The sequence below is a fragment of the Pseudomonas sp. FDAARGOS_761 genome (assembly GCF_013343155.1).
Lineage (GTDB): Bacteria > Pseudomonadota > Gammaproteobacteria > Pseudomonadales > Pseudomonadaceae > Pseudomonas > Pseudomonas aeruginosa.
The window spans coordinates 4,250,707-4,270,463 of sequence record NZ_CP054572.1 but is presented as its reverse complement, the minus strand read 5'-3'; the positions used below and the strand labels follow the sequence as shown (position 1 = coordinate 4,270,463).

Genomic DNA, 19,757 nt, shown 5'->3' with positions numbered 1-19,757 from the left:
TTCGTGGGCTTCGTTTGTCACCCAACCTTGGATAGGGTGACGACGGTCTTTCGTCGGTTCGTTGAAGTCTAGTCGGCGATTTCCGTGGCCTGCGACTTGCTGACTGACGGTTCCGCCTCGATCAGCGACAGCAGCGTCCAGCCGGTGCCCGGCGCCAGCGTGGACTGTGGCGTGGCGACGTGCATCCTGCCGTTCGGATCGCGGGCGAACAGCAGGATCGCGGACTCGCCGTGCAGCGCCTGGTAGTCGTTCCAGCCGAAGGTGTCGGTGAGCAGGGTGGTGCGGATTTCGGCGCCGCGCGACAGCAGGCTGGCGAACTGCGCGTAGGTCAGCGGTCGCTGGCCAAGCGGGCGGCCACGGTGTTCGTCGCTGGAGCGGTGCTTGTCGGTACGCTTGGCTTCCTGGCTGGTCGGCAGGCCGAACAGCTGGCGATGGCCGAACTCGTGGCGGAAGCGCATGGCCGCCAGGGTGTTCAACTCGCCGGCCGGAGAAACCCCCAGCAAATGCCCGATGCCGACCAGGTCGAGGTGGGCTTCGGCGTGCTGCGAGGTGGGGTTGCCGAAATAGGTGGGCAGGTTGTCCATGCGGGCGGCGCGGATGTTTTCCCAGCTCGAATCAGTCAGCAGCACGCGGCTGCCGAGGCTCTTCAGGGTCTTGCCGATGGCGCGCCCGACCGGATTGGCGCCGACGATCAGGTAGCCGCTGGGCGAGGGCTCGGCGACCTTCAGCAGGCGCGCCAGGGGGCGGGCGGTGGCGCTTTGCAGGACCACCGTGCCGATGATCACCAGGAAGGTCAGCGGCACCAGCAGCGCCGCCTGGGCATGGCCTTCGGCGCCCAGGCGGATGGCGAAGATCGCCGAGACCGCCGCGGCGACGATCCCGCGCGGGGCGATCCAGCTGAGCAGGGCGCGCTCGCGCCAGCTCAGCGGCGAACCCCAGGTCGACAGCGCCACGTTCAGCGGACGGGCGACGAACTGGATCAGCAGCAACACCAGCAGCGCCGCCGGGCCCAGGCCGAGCAGGGCATTGATGTCCAGGCGTGCGGCCAGGAGGATGAACAGGCCGGAAATCAGCAGGACGCTGAGGTTTTCCTTGAAGTGCAGGATCTGCCGTACGTCGACGCCCTTCATGTTGGCCAGGCCCATGCCCATCAGGGTGACGGCGAGCAGTCCGGATTCGTGCATCACCCGGTTCGAGGCGATGAACACGCCCAGCACCGCGGCCAGCGTCGCCAGGTTGTGCAGGTAGTCCGGCAGCCAGTGGCGGCGCAGGACGATGCCCAGCGCCCAGCCGCCGAGGATGCCGAACAGGCTGCCGCAGAGGATCACCCCGCCGAAGGTCTGCAGGCTGTGCAGCCAGCCGTCGCCTTCGCCGCTGGAGATGATGAAGCTGTACACCACTACCGCCAGCAGGGCGCCGATGGGATCGATGACGATGCCTTCCCAGCGCAGGATGTTCGCCACCGCGGCCTTGGGCCGGACCACCCGCAGCATCGGGACGATCACCGTGGGCCCGGTGACCAGGGTCAGGGTGCCGAACAGCAGGGCCATTTCCCAGCTGAAGTCGAGCAGGTAGTGGGCGGCCAGGGCGATCACGCCCCAGGTCGAGAGCGCGCCGATGGTCACCATTCGGTGCACCACGGTGCCGATTTCCTTCCATTCGCTGAAATGCAGGGTCAGGCTGCCCTCGAAGAGGATCAGCGCCACTGCCAGGGATACCAGTGGGAACAGCAGGGGGCCGAACATCTCGTCCGGATCGAGCCAGCCGAGGAGGGGGCCGGCGACGATCCCGGACAGCAGCAGGAAAAGAATGGCTGGCAGGCGCAGGCGCCAGGCCAGCCATTGACTGAGCAGGGCGGCGGCACCGATGCCGCCGAGGGCGAGCAGGATAGCGTTCTGGTCCATCGAGGATTCCTTGTCAGCGTCGCTCCGCTCGTCCTGAGCCGGGGCGAACCATCGAGCCACATGGCTCCGCTTTTTCCCGCGGGCACGGGAAGCCGGCCGACCTCCTGTCGACCGGCCTGACTAACCATTACGTGGCGATGACGGCCAACGCTCGCGATAGCGCCCAGGCTATGAAAGACTAGTCGCGCTTTCATTTGGTTCGCAGCCTTCATCCATGAGTACCCTCGAACATCCCCTGATCGACCGTTTCCTCGATGCCCTGTGGCTGGAAAAAGGCCTTGCCGACAACACCCGCGAGGCTTATCGCAACGACCTCCAGCAGTTCAACGCCTGGCTCGATGGCCGCGGGCTGCGCCTGGAGGGCATCGGCCGCGACGCCATCCTCGATCACCTGGCCTGGCGCCTGGAACAGGGCTACAAGGCTCGCTCGACCGCGCGCTTCCTCTCCGGCCTGCGTGGCTTCTACCGCTATTGCCTGCGCGATGGCCTGATCGCCGAGGATCCCACCTTGCAGGTGGACCTGCCGCAACTGGGCAAGCCGTTGCCGAAATCCCTCTCCGAAGCGGACGTCGAGGCATTGCTGGCGGCGCCGGAAGTCGACGACCCGCTGGGCCTGCGCGATCGCACCATGCTCGAAGTGCTGTATGCCTGCGGCCTGCGGGTCAGCGAACTGGTCGGCCTGACCCTGGAGCAGGTCAACCTGCGCCAGGGCGTGGTCAAGGTCTTCGGCAAGGGCAGCAAGGAGCGCCTGGTGCCGCTCGGTGAGGAAGCCATCGGCTGGCTCGAACGCTACCTGCGCGAGGCCCGCGGCGACCTGCTCGGCGGGCGGCCCAGCGACGTGCTGTTCCCCAGCCTGCGCGGCGAACAGATGACCCGCCAGACCTTCTGGCATCGCATCAAGCATCACGCGCAGGTGGCGGCGATCGGCACGTCGATTTCGCCGCACACCCTGCGTCACGCCTTCGCCACCCACCTGCTCAACCATGGCGCCGACCTGCGGGTGGTGCAGATGCTGCTCGGCCACAGCGACCTGTCGACCACCCAGATCTATACCCATATCGCCCGGGCCCGCCTCCAGGATCTGCACGCACGCCACCACCCGCGAGGCTGACGCTTTGTCCGAAAAATCCGTACCTATCCGAAAAGAGGCGCTTTCGTAGCGTTCTGCGACAAGCGTCGGGCCCGTCGGGATAGCGGTCTATGGTAGGCTTCGCCGACCGCACGACAGGAGTGACACATGCGCGTGACCCGTTTTCTGGCTGCTGCCGCCCTCGGCCTGATGAGTACCCTGGCCCTGGCAGACAATGCCGATCAGAACATCCGCAAGACCCTGCAGGCCCTGCAACCGGACCTGCCCATCGACTCCATCGCCAGCAGCCCGCTGCAGGGGCTCTACCAGGTGCAGCTGAAGGGCGGCCGGGTGCTCTACGCCAGCGCCGACGGCCAGTTCGTCATGCAGGGCTACCTCTACCAGGTGAAGGACGGCAAGCCGGTCAACCTGACCGAGAAGGCCGAGAGCCAGGCGATCGCCAAGGCGATCAACGGCGTGCCCGCCAGCGAGATGGTGGTGTATCCGGCCAAGGGCCAGGCCAAGGCGCACATCACGGTGTTCACCGATACCACCTGCCCGTACTGCCAGAAGCTGCATGCCGAGGTGCCGGACCTGACCGAGCAGGGGATCGAGGTGCGCTACATGGCGTTCCCGCGCCAGGGGCCGCAGTCGGCGGGCGACAAGCAACTGCAGGCGGTCTGGTGTGCGAAGGAGCCGACCAAGGCGATGGACGCCATGATGAACGGCAAGGAGGTCAAGTCTTCCGAGTGCAAGAACCCGGTCGACAAGCAGTTCCAGATGGGCCAGATGGTCGGGGTGCAGGGAACGCCGGCGATCGTCCTCGCCAACGGCCAGTTGCTCCCCGGCTACCAGCCGGCCAAGCAGTTGGCCAAGCTGGCGCTGGAGGCCAAGTAGCGCCGGGCCTGCCGAACAATTGACTAATAAAGAGCCGCTTCGTAATGTGCGGCTCTTTTGTTTTCATCATTGGCGATTTCCGCCGCCCGCTGGCGGAATCCATCGCCAGGATGCGTCGTGGCCCGTACAGTGGTCGCGTCAACCTCGATTCGCTCGGGGAACCATAGCAGGCCGGCGCGTCCGGCCGTCGTAGGTGAGATGGGGAGTTCCAGCGTGAAACCGGTCAAAGTAGGCATCTGTGGGTTGGGGACCGTCGGTGGCGGTACCTTCAATGTACTCGAACGCAACGCCGAGGAGATTGCCCGCCGTGCCGGGCGCGGTATCGAGGTTGCGCAGATCGCCGCCCGCCGGCCGAACCCGAAGTGCGATACCGGTGCGACCCCCATCACCGCCGATATCTTCGACGTAGCGTGCAATCCCGAGATCGACGTGGTCGTCGAGCTGATCGGCGGCTACACCCTGGCCCATGAGCTGGTGCTCAAGGCCATCGAGAACGGCAAGCACGTGGTCACCGCGAACAAGGCGCTGATCGCCGTGCACGGCAACGAGATCTTCGCCAAGGCCCGCGAGAAGGGCGTGATCGTCGCCTTCGAGGCTGCTGTCGCCGGCGGCATCCCGGTGATCAAGGCGATCCGCGAGGGGCTGTCGGCCAACCGCATCAACTGGCTGGCCGGGATCATCAACGGTACCGGCAACTTCATCCTCAGCGAAATGCGCGAGAAGGGCCGTACCTTCCCCGACGTGCTCGCCGAGGCTCAGGCCCTGGGCTATGCCGAGGCCGACCCGACCTTCGACGTGGAAGGCATCGACGCCGCCCACAAGCTGACCATCCTCGCCTCGATCGCCTTCGGCATTCCGCTGCAGTTCGACAAGGCCTACACCGAAGGCATCTCGAAGCTGACCAGCGCCGACGTCAACTACGCCGACGCCCTCGGCTATCGCATCAAGCACCTGGGCGTGGCGCGTCGCACTGAGAGCGGCTTCGAGCTGCGCGTGCACCCGACCCTGATTCCCTCGGATCGCCTGATCGCCAACGTCAACGGCGTGATGAACGCGGTGATGGTCAACGGCGACGCCGTCGGCTCGACCCTCTACTACGGCGCCGGTGCCGGCATGGAGCCGACCGCTTCCTCGGTGGTGGCCGACCTCGTCGACGTGGTCCGTGCCATGACCTCCGATCCGGAGAACCGCGTACCGCACCTGGCATTCCAGCCGGACGCGCTTTCCGACCACCCGATCCTGCCGATCGAAGCCTGCGAAAGCGCCTACTACCTGCGCATCCAGGCCAAGGACCACCCGGGCGTACTGGCCCAGGTGGCCACCATCCTGTCCGAGCGCGGCATCAACATCGAATCGATCATGCAGAAGGAGGCCGAGGAACAGGACGGCCTGGTGCCGATGATCCTGGTTACCCACCGGGTCATCGAACAACGCATCAACGATGCCATCGCCGCCCTGGAAGCGCTGGAAGGCGTGTCCGGGCCGGTGGTCCGTATCCGTGTCGAACAACTGAATTGATCGAACGCCGGGCGCCGCTCGCGGGCCCGCGTCAACAGCGAAGGTTTTGAACATGCGTTACATCAGCACCCGCGGCCAAGCGCCCGCCCTGAACTTCGAAGATGTCCTCCTCGCCGGCCTGGCCAGCGACGGCGGCCTCTATGTCCCGGAAAACCTGCCACGCTTCACCCTCGAGGAGATCGCCTCCTGGGTCGGCCTGCCCTACCACGAGCTGGCCTTCCGGGTGATGCGCCCGTTCGTCGCCGGCAGCATCGCCGATGCCGACTTCAAGAAGATCCTCGAGGAAACCTACGGCGTCTTCGCCCATGACGCAGTGGCGCCGCTGCGCCAGTTGAACGGCAACGAATGGGTGCTGGAGCTGTTCCACGGCCCGACCCTGGCCTTCAAGGACTTCGCCCTGCAACTGCTCGGCCGCCTGCTCGACCATGTGCTGGCCAAGCGCGGCGAGCGCGTGGTGATCATGGGAGCCACCTCCGGCGATACCGGCTCCGCGGCCATCGAAGGCTGCCGCCGTTGCGACAACGTCGACATCTTCATCATGCACCCGCACAACCGCGTGTCCGAGGTGCAGCGCCGGCAGATGACCACCATCCTCGGCGACAACATCCACAACATCGCCATCGAAGGCAACTTCGATGACTGCCAGGAGATGGTCAAGGCCAGCTTCGCCGACCAGGGCTTCCTCAAGGGTACCCGCCTGGTAGCGGTGAACTCGATCAACTGGGCGCGGATCATGGCCCAGATCGTCTACTACTTCCATGCCGCGCTGCAGCTCGGCGCGCCGCATCGCTCGGTGGCGTTCTCGGTGCCGACCGGCAACTTCGGCGACATCTTCGCCGGCTACCTGGCGCGCAACATGGGTCTGCCGGTCAGCCAGCTGATCGTCGCGACCAACCGCAACGACATCCTGCACCGCTTCATGAGCGGTAATCGCTACGACAAGGACACCCTGCATCCCTCGCTGTCGCCGTCGATGGATATCATGGTCTCGTCCAACTTCGAACGCCTGCTGTTCGACCTGCACGGCCGCAACGGCAAGGCCGTCGCCGAACTGCTGGATGCCTTCAAGGCCAGCGGCAAGCTGTCGGTGGAAGACCAGCGCTGGACCGAGGCGCGCAAGCTGTTCGACTCCCTGGCGGTCAGCGACGAGCAGACCTGCGAGACCATCGCCGAGGTATACCGCTCCTGTGGCGAGTTGCTCGACCCGCACACCGCCATTGGCGTGCGTGCCGCCCGCGAATGCCGGCGCAGCCTGAGCGTGCCGATGGTGACCCTGGGCACTGCGCATCCGGTCAAGTTCCCCGAAGCGGTGGAGAAGGCCGGCATCGGCCAGGCGCCGGCGCTGCCTGCGCACCTCGCCGACCTGTTCGAGCGCGAGGAGCGCTGCACCGTATTGCCGAACGAGCTGGCCAAGGTACAGGCCTTCGTCAGCCAGCACGGCAATCGCGGCAAGCCGCTCTGAGCCTGTCATGAAAGGAAGAAGCCCGCCTTGATGGCGGGCTTTTTCATGTCTTCTCAAAGGGCAGCGGCGAGTTTGTTGCGCGAGGGGCGGAGCAGCCTCAGTGGATCGTTGAACTGGATGTCGCTGGCCAGCTTGTAGTAGCGCCCGACGAAATAGTCGCGGGCCTGGGCATCGTTCTTTCCCTGGTACAGCGCCCAGGCGACGCTGATGCCGGCGAACTCGTTGTACTCGATCTGTCGCAGCGGGCTGAAGTGGGTCGCCGTGGTGGCCGTGGCGCCCCAGGCGGGCACGTCGCGGATCAACGGGCCCTGCCAGAGGATCGGCCAACTGAGCGGCGGCACGACCACATCGGCCAGTCCGGTCAGCAGCAGGGTCGGGGTCTTTACCGTGGAACCGATGGCCAGGGGGCCTGGCTCGATCGGCAGGGCGCCGACCAGCTTCAACCGTGGCTCGATGAGTTGCAGGGCTTGTGCAGAGAGGCTGGCGCTCTGCAGTGTGGCCTGGCCGCCGGCGGAGTGCCCGGCGACCAGCGTCCGGGAAAAGTCGGCCCGGTCATGCAGGGCCGAGCCCGGGTCCCTGTCCAGTTTCGCGACCTCAAGGATGCCGAGGGCGTGCATCAGCGGGAAGGAATTGATGAAGTCGGAGGAGATCACCACGATGAAGCCGTGGCTGGCCCACAGTTTCATCAGTTCGTGATAGTTGCCGGCGTTGGAAAGTATGCCGCCGACGAAAGTGATGACCGGAAGCTTGACGTCGGACGCGGCGATGTCCGCCGGATAGTAGACGCTGGTACTGATCGGGCTGGCGAAGCCATAGGGAAAAGCCTCGTTGCAGCGGATCGAGCCGTCCAGCAGGACGATCCTGGCGATGGTCCCGACGAAGCCACGACAATTGGCGAGCACGGCGGTGCTGGCGATCTCGGTGTCGGCGACCGGACGCGCGTACTGGTCGTTGGCCAGGCCGACGGCGCCGAACAGCAGCGAGCCCTGTGCCGTGCCGGCGGCGAATGCCAGCGCGAGGATGAAGGCGCGCCAGGCGCCGCGGGGGGATGCGAAGGCAGTCATGAGATCCTCGCTGTTCGGTGCGCAGGGGAAAGTCTCGTTGTTACTGCCTGACGGACGCGCCGGATACTGCAATTTCAAGCAGGTGAAGGCGTTGCGCGAGGGTGGGATGGTTGGAGTTTTTCCCGGTGCTTCCCTTATAGCGGGCTGATCGTTGCGTTGGCCTGGCTCAGCTCGAATGGCTATTTGCGCCGGCACATGGCCTTTCGCCAGATGCTGCCGTTAGTCCGGTAAATGCTTGCATCGACGAACCCTATTCGCGTTTTTTCGGTCTTTGACGAGTCTTATTCGTCGAAACAGGAGACCTGATTTGGACAGCCTGAAGCAACGACTGGCCGATGCCTTCGCTCCCCATCCCTTCACCCTCAGCCAGCCCCGGCCCGATGGCGGACGGGTGGTCACGCTGGTCGATCCGCAGGGGGAAACCCTGTTGCAGCGGGTCATCGCCAAGGTGCAGTTGAACGACGAAAGCTATCTCGAGGATGCCGTGCAGACCATTCGCCGGGAATTGCAGGTGCTGGTCGGGCGGATGGAGGAAGACGTGCTGGCGACCTTCCGCGAGCGGGATCACGTGCTGCTGTATTCGTCGCGCTAGCACCGTCTCGTTCGAGGGCGCGTTGCGCATCGGGCGGTCAGGCCGAAGGCGCGCGCCGGTGCAGCGGCTCTTGCCGGATGGCGCCATGCTTGTGGAAGCGTGCGGATAACCCCCTCTCCCTGACTGGATAGGGGAGAGGGGGCTGCACTATCCGCGGAGCACCGATGAAGGGCTCCGCGTACCGTTCAGATGGCGCCTTCCCGGCGCAGGGCGGCGATGCCCTCGCTGTCGTAGCCCAGCTCGGCGAGCAGGGCATCGGTATGCTCGCCCAGTTCCGGGCCTACCCAATCCGCCGAGCCTGGCGTGGCGGACAGCTTGGGTACGATGCCAGGCATGCGGAATGGCTTGCCGTCCGGCAAGCGTGCCGAGAGGAACATCTCGCGGGCAAGGAATTGCGGATCGCGGAACATGTCTTCGGCGGAGTAGATGCGGCTGGCCGGGACTTCGGCTCGCGCCAGCACCGCCAGCACTTCCTCCAGGGGCTGCGAGGCGACCCAGCGGTCGATAACCCCATAGAGTTCGTCGCGGCGCGCATCGCGCCCGTCGTTGCTGGCCAGTCGCGGGTCGCTGGCCAGGTCGTCGCGGCCGATGGCCTGCATGAAGCGGCGGAAGATCGCGTCGCCGTTGGCGCCGATCTGTACGTGGCGGCCATCGGCGCTGGTGTGGATGGAGGAGGGGGTGATGCCCGGCATGATGTTGCCGGTGCGCTCGCGGATGAAACCGAACACGTCGAATTCCGGAACCATGCTTTCCATCATGGCGAAGATCGCCTCGTAGAGGGCGACGTCGACCATCTGTCCCTCGCCGCCGTTGACCTCGCGGTGTCGCAGCGCCATCAGCGCGCCGATCACGCCCCACAGGGCGGCGATCGAGTCGCCGATGGAAATCCCGGTGCGAACCGGCGGGCGGTCCTCGAAGCCGGTAATGTAGCGCAGTCCGCCCATCGACTCGCCGACCGCGCCGAAGCCCGGCTGGTCCTTGTAGGGGCCGGTCTGGCCGAAGCCCGACAGGCGCACCATCACCAGGCGCGGGTTCAGCGCGTGGAGGACATCCCAGCCCAGGCCGAGCTTTTCCAGTACGCCGGGGCGGAAGTTCTCGATCAGGATGTCGGCATCGCCGAGCAGGCGTTTCAGGATCGCCTGGCCCTCGGCGTGCTTGAGATTGAGGGTCAGGGATTTCTTGTTGCGTGCCTGAACGAACCACCACAGCGAGGTGCCTTCGTAGAGCTTGCGCCACTTGCGCAGTGGGTCGCCGCCGTCGGGCGACTCGATCTTGATCACTTCGGCGCCGAACTCGGCGCAGATCCGCGAGGCGAAAGGGCCGGCGATCAGGGTGCCGAGCTCGACCACCTTCAGGCCGGCCAGCGGTTTGGGCGAATGTTCCATGCGGTGTCCGTCAGGCTGCAGTGTGCGCATAGCCTAGAGCATTTGCCGGCGGTGCGGGCGGGTGCCGCGGTAGGGTGAGACGTTTCCCGTTTTTTCCCGATATGCCCGGCGGTCCTTCAATTCCTTTTGCATAGAGGGTTTAATGCGGGAGTCGATACAGGATGTAGCGCGCCAGACACCGAGCCAGGGAGGCCCCTCGTGCCATTTCTTTCTCTCTTTCCTCCCCGTGTTTCTTTTCCATGCTCCGGCCGGCCCGGCGTAGATATGCGCGTGCGTTGGATTTTATTACATGTGAGCTGTTGAAATCTTACATGTGATCTCGTAGTGTGAGTCCATGCAACGGAAATCATCAGCCCATTATCAGCGTGTCTTTCGCCAGCGCCTGCGCGAGCAGGGCCTGGTGAAGAAGGAAGTCTGGATCTTGCCGGAGAACGCCGCGGCGCTCGCCGGCATCGAGCGGATGCTGCGTCGCCCGGCTGCCGGAGCGGCTCATTTGGAGAAGGAGGAAGACATGACGGAAGCCCGGGTATGGAACGCTCGCTCGCTGGCCGAGGCCCTGAGCGGCACCGAGCTGTTCAGCAGCGGCGAGGCCCAGATCGAGCTGATCGAGGGGGCGGAAGCGAGTCTCTACGTGATCATGCGCGAATACGGCGACCTGCCGGTGTTCGTCGCGCCCCAGGGCGAGCAGATCATCGTCGAGGCGCTGCTCTGGCCGGAAAGCGACGTTACCGACGCGACCGCCTTCAACGAAGAGGTCCTGCTCAGCCGGCAACTGTTCCCGCTGTCGAGCATCGGCCTGCTCAACCTGCCGGGCGAGGAGCGCTGCTACAGCATGTTCGGCGCGTTGAGCACGACTTCGTCGCTGGCCAGCGTGCTGCACGAAATCGAAACCCTGGCCGGCAACGTGATCCGCGCCACGGAAGTCTACGCCGGCTACCTGAAAGCCCGGGCCTGAGGGAGGACACCATCATGACGGTATGGAGCAAGCTGCTGAGCGCCCTGCGCGGCGGAGCCAACGAGGTTGGCGAGGCGATCGTCGACAGCCAGGCGCTGCGCATCCTCGACCAGGAGATCCGCGACGCCGACGTCGAACTGCGCAAGTCGCGGGAAGCGCTGGCCTCGATCATGGCCCGCCACCGCCTGGCCCAGGAGCGCGTCGAGAAGGGCGCGGCCCAGGTCGCCGAGTACGAGCAATACGCGATCAAGGCACTGGAGGCCGGCAACGAGGAGCTGGCCCGGGAAGTCGCGGAGAAGATCGCGACCCTGGAGAACCAGCTTGAGGGCGAGCGTGCCCAGGTCGCGGAATTCGCCGCCAGCGTAGCCCAGTTGCGCAAGTCGGTGAGCCAGGCCGAAGGCAACATCCGCCAGCTCAAGCAACAGGTGGATACGGTCAAGGCCACCGAGAGCGTGCAGAAGGCGCAGATGGCCGTTGCCCAGCGCTACGGCAACTCGAAGAGCAAGCTGCAGACCGCGGTGGACTCCCTGGAGCGGATCAAGCAGCGCCAGGCCGAACGCGCGGCGACCATGGATGCCGCGGCCGAACTGGCCAGCGCGGCGGCGCCGGACGATGCGCTGGACGCCAAGCTGCGCGCGGCCGGGATCAAGGCCTCGGGCAACAGCGTGGATGGCGTGCTGGCGCGCCTGAAGGAAAAGGGCAAGGCCTGATAGGCCCGCGGCCCGGCGAAGGCGTCCGGGCCCGTTTTTCAGGGATAGAGCGACAATGGAAGGTTTCCTGCAGACGGCGCTGTCGTTTCCGACCGTGCTGTTCAGCTTTCTTCTGATCCTCGCGATCATCTACTGGGGCATCGTCGCCCTGGGCATGGTCGAGATCGATGTGCTCGATCTCGACGCCGAGTCGGTCGTCGATGGCGCCGGCCAGGCCGAAGGCCTCGCCGCGCTGCTGGCGAAGCTGAAACTCAACGGCGTACCGGTCACCCTGGTGCTGACCCTGCTGTCCTTCTTCGCCTGGTTCCTCTGTTACTTCGTCCAGTTGTGGCTGCTCAGCGCATTGTCGCTCGGCTGGCTGCGCTACCCGTTGGGCGCCGTGGTGGCGGTGGGCGCGCTGTTCCTGGCGGCGCCGCTGGCGGCCACGCTGTGCCGGCCGTTGCGGCCGCTGTTCCGCAAGCTGGAAAGCACCAGCAGCAAGTCGGTGCTGGGCCAGGTCGCGGTGGTGCGCAGCGGGCGGGTCACCCTGCAACATGGCGAGGCGTTGCTGGAAGACGGCGGCGCCGGGCTGATCCTGAAAGTTCGTGCGGAAGAAAACAAAGGCTTCAAGCGCGGCGATCGCGTCGTGCTGCTGGAGTACCTGGAGGCGGAGCACGCCTATCGGGTCGTTACCGAGGAAGAGTTCCGCGGTATCTGACCCGGGCTCGGTGAGAATCAAGGAGAACTGCTGCTATGGATATGACGTCGCTGATGCCCCTCCTGCTGGGAGTGGGCCTGGTCGTTCTGCTGGTCGTGGGCCTGCTGGCCCTGTTCAAGGCCTTCTACATCAAGGTCCCGCAAGGCACCGCGCTGATCGTCAACGACATGTCGTCGACGCCCAAGGTGCATTTCACCGGTGCGCTGGTCTATCCGGTGATCCACCTGAAGGAGTTCATGCGTATCTCGCTGATCACCCTGGAGGTCGACCGGCGCGGCAAGGACGGCCTGATCTGCCGCGACAACATGCGCGCGGACATCACCGTTGCCTTCTACCTGCGGGTCAACGAGACCCAGGACGACGTGCTCAAGGTGGCCAAGGCCATCGGCGTCGACCGTGCTTCCGACCGTTCGGCGGTGAACGAGCTGTTCAATGCCAAGTTCTCCGAGGCGCTGAAGACCGTCGGCAAGCAGTTCGACTTCGTCCAGCTGTTCGAGAATCGCCAGGACTTCCGTGACCGCATCATCGAGGTGATCGGCAACGACCTGAACGGCTACGTACTGGAAGACGTCGCCATCGACTACCTGGAGCAGACCGCGAAGAACTCGCTGGACCCGAGCAACATCCTCGATGCCGAGGGCATCCGCAAGATCACCGAGCTGACCGCCACCCAGAACGTTATCACCAACGAACTGGAGCGCAACGAAGAGCTGGCGATCAAGAAGAAGAACGTCGAGACCCGCGAGGCGGCCCTGGCCCTGGAGCGCCAGCAGGCTGACGCCGAGGCCCGGCAGAAGCGCGAGATCGAGACCATCCGTGCCCGCGAGGAAGCGGAAACCGCGCGGGTCAAGGAAGAGGAGCGGCTGAAGGCCGAGCAGGCGCGGATCCAGGCGCAGCAGGAAATCGACGTGCGCACCGAGAACCACCAGCGCGAGGTCGAGGTGGCGCAGCAGAACCGCCAGCGCGCGGTGGTCATCGAGGTGGAGAAGGTCACCCGCGCCAAGGACCTGGAGATCGTCGCCCGCGAGCGTGAGGTGGAGCTGCAGAAGATCGAGAAGGAAAAGGCGCTGGAAGAGCAGCGCAAGAACATCGCCAATGTGATTCGCGAGCGCGTCGCGGTGGAAAAGACCGTGGCCCAGGAGGAGGAGCGGATCAAGGAGGTGCGCGAGGTTTCCGAGGCCGAGCGGGTCAAGCAGGTGATCCTGCTGCAGGCCCAGGCGGAAGCCGAGCAGGAGCTGGTACGCCAGGTCAAGCAGGCGGAAGCCGACGAGGCCCGCTCCAAGCACAAGGCGGTGGAAATCAACACCATGGCGCAGGCCGAGCTGGAAGCGGCGTCGAAGCAGGCCGAGGCGAAGAAGCGTCTGGCCGAGGGCATCGAGGCCGAGCGCGCAGCGCCGGGCCTGGCCGATGCGCGGGTGCTGGAAGTCACCGCTGCGGCTAAGGAAAAGGATGGCTTGGCAGCGGCGCGGGTACGTGCCGAACAACTGATCGCCGAAGCCAGGGGCGACGAGGAGCGCGGCCTGGCCGACGCCCGGGTGCTCGAGGCGCAGGCCGCTGCCAAGGAGAAGGACGGCCTGGCCGAAGCCAAGGTGCTGGCCGAGAAGCTCGGCGCCCAGGCGCGCGGCGAGGAGCAGCTCGGCGCGGCCAAGGCCAAGGCCACCAAGGACCAGGGCAGCGCGGAAGCGGAAGTACTGCTGCAGCGCCTGAATGCCGAGGCCGAGGGGCTTGGCAAGAAGTTCGGCGCCCTGGATGCCCTCAGCGACAGCGCTCGCCAGCACGAAGAGTTCCGCATGCAGCTGGAGAAGAGCTTCGAGGAGGCCATGGCGGCCATCGCCGCGAACAAGGACATCGCCAAGGACCAGGCCGAGGTGCTCGCCACCGCGCTGGGCAAGGCGAACATCGAGATCGTCGGCGGCGAGGGCGACTTCTTCAACTCCTTCGCCAAGTCGCTGTCGGTGGGCAAGGCCATCGAAGGTGTGGTCGGCAAGAGCCCGGTGGTGCAGGACGTCCTCGCCCGCCTGCTCAACGGCCGTGGCGCAGCCGCTGCGGTAGTGCCGGAACGCAAGAGCGGCCACGAGAACGAGCCGGCGGCGGAAGTCTGAGTCGACCCGCAGCCTCCTCCGCCAACTGCGGAGGCGTTCCGCCCGCGCCCTGAGCGGCGCAGCCCCTGGCGTGGCCTGTTGGCTGCGCCCGGGGCAGGCCGCTCGGGCCGGTTTCCATCGATGACCGCCGTAGACCCAGGAAGACCAGGATGTCGGACACTCAAGCCGCAACTCCCGCGCAGGACGTATTGGACAAGGCCGTTGCCGAGGGCGGCGCCTACGAGGTGCTGCACAAGCGTCTGCTGGAGCAGGGCCAGCGCCTGCGGCAGACCGCCGAAAGGCTCAACGCCAGTCGCCTGGAGGAGTTCGGCGACAGCCAGATGGATGTGATCGGCCGGGTCCGCATCCGTACCGAGAACAACTGCATCGCCCGCGATATCGTCCAGGTCGGCGATTGCCTGCTGTTCGGCTATAACGTGTTCATCGGCCTGCGCAAGGAAACCGGCGTGGCCGACGTGTTCTCCCTCTACCGCCTGGTGGAGGGCAGCGAAGGCTACGAGGCGGAGCCTGTGCCACTGGGGGACAGCTTTCTCGCCGCGCCGGGCTTCGTCAACGACTTCAACGAGCTTTACACCTACTACAAGAACACCCGCCTGCTGCAATTGGCGATCCGCGACGGCAAGCTGCTGGCCAGCTTCCAGATCGGCGAGCGGATCACCGACATCCGCGTGTTCCGCTGGTCGATCTCCAGCGACGGCAGCGAAGTCCGCTACATCGACAACCGCGGCGAGCGCGACATCGCCTTGCCGGCACCGTTCGACTTCGAATGGCAGCGGGCTACCCGCGAGATGGTGGTGGAGGGCCGTTTCCCGCACCTGAACATCCTCGACACCCTGTTCGTCGAGACCATCGGTGGCGACCTGACCATCAAGGTCGAGAACAACACCGAGGTCGGCCTGGGCATCTATCGCGAAGAGGTGATGGACAAGACCCAGTCGCTGGACGACGCGCAGGTTGAATTCGCCCGCCTCGGCAGCCTGCTGCTGCTCAAGGTCCTGCCCTATCGCGAAGAGCAGTGGCGCTACCTGGTGTTCAACAGCCTGACCGGCAAGGTCGAGCGCATCGACGCCATCGGCCTGGCCTGCATCCAGTTGCCGGAGGACCACGGGATCATCTTCCCCGGCGGCTACTACCTGCAGAACGGCGAGTACCGCACCTTCGAGCAATCCATGGAAGGCATGCGCTTCAAGCGCTCGGTACGCTCGCCCAACGGCGAGGACGTGCAGTACGTTTTCTACCATCCCGAGCAGGGGCGGAACGTGCTGCTCACCTACAACCTGATCAACCGCCAGTTGCAGAATCCGCTGTTCGGCCACGGCTACGCGCGCCTGGAGGACGGACGCATGGTGATCTTCGCCGCCGAAGGCGAGGAACCGACCCGCATCCATCCGATGCAGGTCTGGCAGACGCCGTTCTGCACCGAGGAGTACGCGGCCCGCCAACCGGCGCGTAGCGGTTTCCTCGGGCGGATCGGCAATGCCGAGCTGGTGCGCGGCATCTCCGACCTCTACGACCTGTGCCGGGAGATCGAGACTCCGGCAGTTTCGATCCAGCGCTACTCGCTGCTGTGCCAGAACACCCAGCGCCTGTTCGACGTCTACCACTGGCTCGGCAGCGACCAACTGGACGGCTTGGCGCCGCTGTTGCGCGAAGTGGCGGCGACCGCCGAGCTGGTGCTCGACGAATACGAGAAGGTCGAGAGTATCCGCCGCCAGTCGGCCCAGGCGATGGTCGACGCGGAGGAGCGGCACAAGGCGCTGCTCTCCGGCTTGCTGCCCGACGGCTGGGACCGGGTGCAGCAGTTCGTCGACGGGCTCAACGGCATCACCGCCCAGCGTGGCTTGCTGCTGACCATCCGCGAGTACCGCTACATCGACGTGGCGCGACTCGACGGCATGGAGGCCGAACTGCTCGCGGCCCACGAGCGGGTGGCCGCCGCCACTGCGACCTTCCTCGCCAGCGAACAGGCCCTGCAGCCCTTGCTGGAGCGCCTGCAGAGCCTCGATGGCGAGGCGCAGAAAGCCGAGACCGTGGCCCAGCTCGGCGAGCCGCTGGCGGCCCTGGAGGCGATGGCTGGCGACCTCGACATGCTGTCCTCGCTGATGGCTTCGCTGCGCATCGACGACGCGACCCAGCGGACCCGCATCATCGAGTCGATCTCGGAGATCTACGCCCGCCTGAACCAGGCCAAGGCGCGCGCCGAGCAGCGGCGCAAGGGGCTCGGTTCGAGCGAGACCGTAGCCCAGTTCGGTGCCCAGTTCAAACTCTTCGGCCAGGGCATCACCAACGCCCTGGCCCAGGCCCAGGACCCCGAGCGCTGCGACGAGCAACTGTCACGCCTGCTGGTGCAACTGGAGGAACTGGAAAGCCAGTTCGGCGACCATGAGCAGTTCCTCGGCGACATCCTGGCCAAGCGCGAGGAGCTGCTGGAAACCTTCGAGGCGCACAAGCAGACCCTGCTCGACGAGCGCCAGCGCAAGGCCCAGGGATTGCTCGACGCCGCCCGGCGAATCCTCGACAGCCTGCAACGACGCACCGCGCGCTTCACCCAGGCGGAGGAACTGAACGCGTTCTTCGCCGCCGACCCGCTGATCCTCAAGTTGCGCGAACTGGCCGAACGTCTTCGCGAATTGAAGGACAGCGTCAAGGCCGACGACGTCGAGGCGCGCCTGAAGGCCGCGCGCGACCAGGCGGTCCGCGCATTGCGCGACAAGAGCGAGCTGTTCGAGGAAGGCGGCGACGTCATCCGCCTGGGCCCGCGCCACCGCTTCAGCGTCAACACCCAGGAACTCGACCTGACCCTGATGCCGCGCGGCGACGCGCTGTACCTGCACCTGACCGGCACCGATTTCCTCGAACCGCTGCAGGACCCGCGGCTCGATGAGTTGCGCGGGTTCTGGCAGGTGAACCTGGAGTCCGAATCGGAGACGCTGTACCGCGCCGAATATCTCGCCGGCGAAGTGCTCGCCGCCGCCGACGCGGGCCGCGATGGCTTCAGCCTGGAGCGCTTGCAGGCGCTGCTGGCGCAGCCGGACGAGCTGGCGCGGGCGATCCGCGATTTCGCCGCGCCGCGCTACAAGGAGGGCTACGAGAAAGGTATTCACGACCACGATGCGGCGGCGATCCTGGTTCGCCTGCTGCCATTGCGCGAGAGTGCCGGACTGCTGCGTTACGCGCCTTCGGCGAGGGCCTTCGCCAGCCTGTTCTGGAGCCGCCGGCGCGAGGAGCGGGAAGTCGCCGGCTGGCCCGAGCGGGCACGCAGCAGCCGCAGCATCCAGCAGATGTTCGGTCGTGACGACGGCCTGCTCGCCCTTCGCGGCGAAGTGGCCTCGGCGATGCGTGCGCTGCTCGCCGAACAGCCCATCGCGCTGGACCCGCAGCATATCGACGAGGCGGCCGAGTACCTGGTCTGGGAATTGTCCGCCGAGCGTCCCGAATTCACCTTCAGCAAATATGCCCGGCAATTGCAGGAAGGACTCAAGCTGCGCCTGCAAGGCGCGCGTCTATGGGACGACTACCGGCAGACCCTGGAGCGTCTCGGCGAGCGGCCCGCCGCCCAGTGGGAACTGGCCGGCAACTGGCTGCGCGGACTATGTGGCGACGCCGAGTTCCAGCCGCTGGCGGCCTACCTGGACGAGGCGGTGGCGCTCTCGTTGCTGGACGAGGAGATGCCACGACGGATCACCGAAGTCGACCTGCGCTTCCAGGTCGACGGCCTGATGGGCGAGCATCCGCGCATCGTCGAACGCGGCCTGGCGCTGGCGGTGGACGACTTCTTCGGCCGCCTGCGTCGCCATCGCCAGCAATTCCTGCCGGGGCTGCGGCGCTACCAGGCGCTGCGCCAGGAGATCGTCGAACACGAGCGCGAGGCATTGCGCCTGGCCGAGTTCAAGCCGCGACCGCTGTCCTCGTTCGTTCGCAACAAGCTGATCAATGACGTCTACCTGGGTGTCATCGGCGACAACCTGGCCAAGCAGATGGGGACGGTGGGCGAGAACAAGCGCACCGACCTGATGGGCCTGCTGATGCTGATCTCCCCGCCAGGCTACGGCAAGACCACCCTGATGGAGTACGTGGCGCACCGCCTGGGGCTGATCTTCATGAAGATCAACGGTCCTGCCCTCGGCCACGAGGTGCGCTCGCTCGACCCCGGGCAGGCGCCGGACGCGACTTCGCGGCAGGAACTGGAGAAGCTCAACCTGGCGCTGGAGATGGGCAACAACGTGATGCTCTATGTCGACGACATCCAGCACACCCATCCGGAGTTCCTGCAGAAGTTCATCTCCCTCTGCGACGGCACGCGCCGGGTGGAAGGGGTGTGGAAGGGCCGGACCAAGACCTACGACATGCGTGGGCGGAAGTTCTGCGTGGTGATGGCGGGCAACCCCTACACCGAGTCCGGCGAGGTCTTCCGCATTCCCGACATGCTCGCCAACCGCGCCGACATCTACAACCTCGGCGACACCCTCAGCGGCATGCAGGAGGCGTTCTCCCTCAGCTACATCGAGAACGCCCTGACCTCCAACCCGGTTCTCGCGCCGCTGGCCACCCGCGACATGGCCGACGTCTATCGCTTCGTCGCCAAGGCCGAGGGCAAGCCGTTCTCCAGCAACGAGCTGGCCCACGGCTACAGCGGTGCCGAGATCAACGAGATCAGCAGCACCCTGCAACGCCTCATGCAGGTGCGCGACGTGGTGCTCAAGGTCAACCAGCAGTACATCGCCAGCGCCGCCCAGGCCGACCAGTACCGCAGCGAGCCGCCGTTCAAGCTGCAGGGCAGCTACCGCAACATGAACAAGATGGCGGAGAAGATCTCCGCGGTGATGAACGATGCCGAGCTGCTGCAACTGATCGCCGACCACTACCAGGGCGAGTCGCAACTGCTGACCACCGGAGCCGAGGAGAACCTGCTGAAGCTCGCCGAACTGCGCGGCAACCAGAGCCCCGAGCAGGCCGAGCGCTGGGCGCAGATCAAGCGTGACTTCCTGCGCAACAAGTCCATGGGCGGCAGCGACGCCGACGTCGGCGGACGGCTGGTGGCGCAGCTCAACGACCTGGTGGAAAGCGTCCGTGGCCTGGCTCGCGAACCCCAGCCGGTACAACCGGCGCCCTGGGACGAGTTGCTGGCTGGATTGCGCCAGCTCGGCCAGGGCGCGCCGGCGCTGAACGTCGAGGTGACGGCGCCTGCGCAGCCGGGCGTGCAGCAGGTGCTGGAGAGCCTTGCCGCCTGCCTGCAGGACAGTTTCCTGCCGCTGATCAAGGTGATGGACCGCAAGATCGACGTCGACCTGCGCACGCACAACCGCATCAACGAGATATCCAGCCGCCTCGACGAACTGGGCCGGTTGCTGGGCGGCGAGAGGCCGCTGGAGAACGATCAACCCTGAGGACACGAGGAGCGG

The 19,757-nt window shown here is 65.9% G+C and carries 13 protein-coding genes; 10 read left to right on the top strand and 3 right to left on the bottom strand.

What is annotated here, in order from left to right:
• Nucleotides 1-68: 68 nt before the first annotated feature.
• Nucleotides 69-1,904 (bottom strand): sodium:proton antiporter, encoded by a 1,836-nt coding sequence (locus tag FOC67_RS19830; protein ID WP_009313502.1) that lies wholly within the window; start codon nucleotides 1,902-1,904, stop codon nucleotides 69-71.
• Between the two features lie 214 nt (nucleotides 1,905-2,118).
• Between FOC67_RS19830 and xerD the strand changes: the two genes are divergently transcribed.
• The 4 genes from xerD (at nucleotide 2,119) to thrC (ending at nucleotide 6,850) form a co-directional block, all read left to right on the top strand.
• Nucleotides 2,119-3,015 (top strand): site-specific tyrosine recombinase XerD, encoded by an 897-nt coding sequence (gene xerD / locus FOC67_RS19825; RefSeq protein WP_003092629.1) that lies wholly within the window; start codon nucleotides 2,119-2,121, stop codon nucleotides 3,013-3,015.
• A gap of 126 nt (nucleotides 3,016-3,141) precedes the next feature.
• Complete coding sequence (dsbC, locus tag FOC67_RS19820) at nucleotides 3,142-3,870, top strand: bifunctional protein-disulfide isomerase/oxidoreductase DsbC (RefSeq protein WP_003117459.1); 729 nt, start codon at nucleotides 3,142-3,144, stop codon at nucleotides 3,868-3,870.
• Nucleotides 3,871-4,083: 213 nt separating this feature from the next.
• On the top strand, nucleotides 4,084-5,388 hold the full coding sequence (locus FOC67_RS19815) for a homoserine dehydrogenase (RefSeq protein ID WP_003109642.1): 1,305 nt from the start codon (nucleotides 4,084-4,086) through the stop codon (nucleotides 5,386-5,388).
• A gap of 52 nt (nucleotides 5,389-5,440) precedes the next feature.
• Nucleotides 5,441-6,850, top strand: coding sequence for a threonine synthase (thrC, locus tag FOC67_RS19810; protein WP_003092622.1), 1,410 nt, complete (start codon nucleotides 5,441-5,443; stop codon nucleotides 6,848-6,850).
• A 53-nt stretch (nucleotides 6,851-6,903) separates the two neighbouring features.
• On the opposite strand, the gene FOC67_RS19805 is transcribed toward thrC, so the two are convergent.
• A complete protein-coding gene (locus FOC67_RS19805) occupies nucleotides 6,904-8,109 on the bottom strand; it encodes an alpha/beta hydrolase (RefSeq protein ID WP_003129865.1) in 1,206 nt (401 codons plus the stop codon).
• A gap of 112 nt (nucleotides 8,110-8,221) precedes the next feature.
• On the opposite strand from FOC67_RS19805, the gene FOC67_RS19800 reads away from it, so the two are divergent.
• Complete coding sequence (locus FOC67_RS19800; protein ID WP_003092618.1) at nucleotides 8,222-8,506, top strand: DUF3509 domain-containing protein; 285 nt, start codon at nucleotides 8,222-8,224, stop codon at nucleotides 8,504-8,506.
• Nucleotides 8,507-8,691: 185 nt separating this feature from the next.
• Here the strand turns inward: FOC67_RS19800 and FOC67_RS19795 are convergent, their stop codons facing one another.
• Nucleotides 8,692-9,921: a CaiB/BaiF CoA-transferase family protein gene (locus tag FOC67_RS19795; protein WP_003129868.1), complete on the bottom strand. Its 1,230-nt coding sequence runs from the start codon at nucleotides 9,919-9,921 to the stop codon at nucleotides 8,692-8,694.
• A gap of 304 nt (nucleotides 9,922-10,225) precedes the next feature.
• Here FOC67_RS19795 and FOC67_RS19790 point away from each other — a divergent pair, with 304 nt between their 5' ends.
• From FOC67_RS19790 to FOC67_RS19770, 5 genes are all read left to right on the top strand, one after another.
• Entirely contained in the window at nucleotides 10,226-10,846 is a 621-nt protein-coding gene (locus FOC67_RS19790; protein ID WP_003092612.1) for a YjfI family protein, read from the top strand.
• A gap of 14 nt (nucleotides 10,847-10,860) precedes the next feature.
• Nucleotides 10,861-11,556, top strand: coding sequence for a PspA/IM30 family protein (locus tag FOC67_RS19785; RefSeq protein WP_003092609.1), 696 nt, complete (start codon nucleotides 10,861-10,863; stop codon nucleotides 11,554-11,556).
• A 55-nt stretch (nucleotides 11,557-11,611) separates the two neighbouring features.
• Entirely contained in the window at nucleotides 11,612-12,253 is a 642-nt protein-coding gene (locus FOC67_RS19780) for an OB-fold-containig protein (RefSeq protein WP_003092607.1), read from the top strand.
• 35 nt (nucleotides 12,254-12,288) lie between these two features.
• The gene (locus FOC67_RS19775) at nucleotides 12,289-14,355 is read left to right on the top strand and encodes a flotillin family protein (RefSeq protein WP_003092604.1); all 2,067 of its coding nucleotides are present in this window, start codon (nucleotides 12,289-12,291) and stop codon (nucleotides 14,353-14,355) included.
• A 149-nt stretch (nucleotides 14,356-14,504) separates the two neighbouring features.
• Nucleotides 14,505-19,742 carry a DNA repair ATPase gene (locus tag FOC67_RS19770; RefSeq protein WP_009313507.1) on the top strand — a complete coding sequence of 1,746 codons (5,238 nt, stop codon included), beginning with the start codon at nucleotides 14,505-14,507 and terminating at the stop codon, nucleotides 19,740-19,742.
• Nucleotides 19,743-19,757 lie beyond the last annotated feature (15 nt).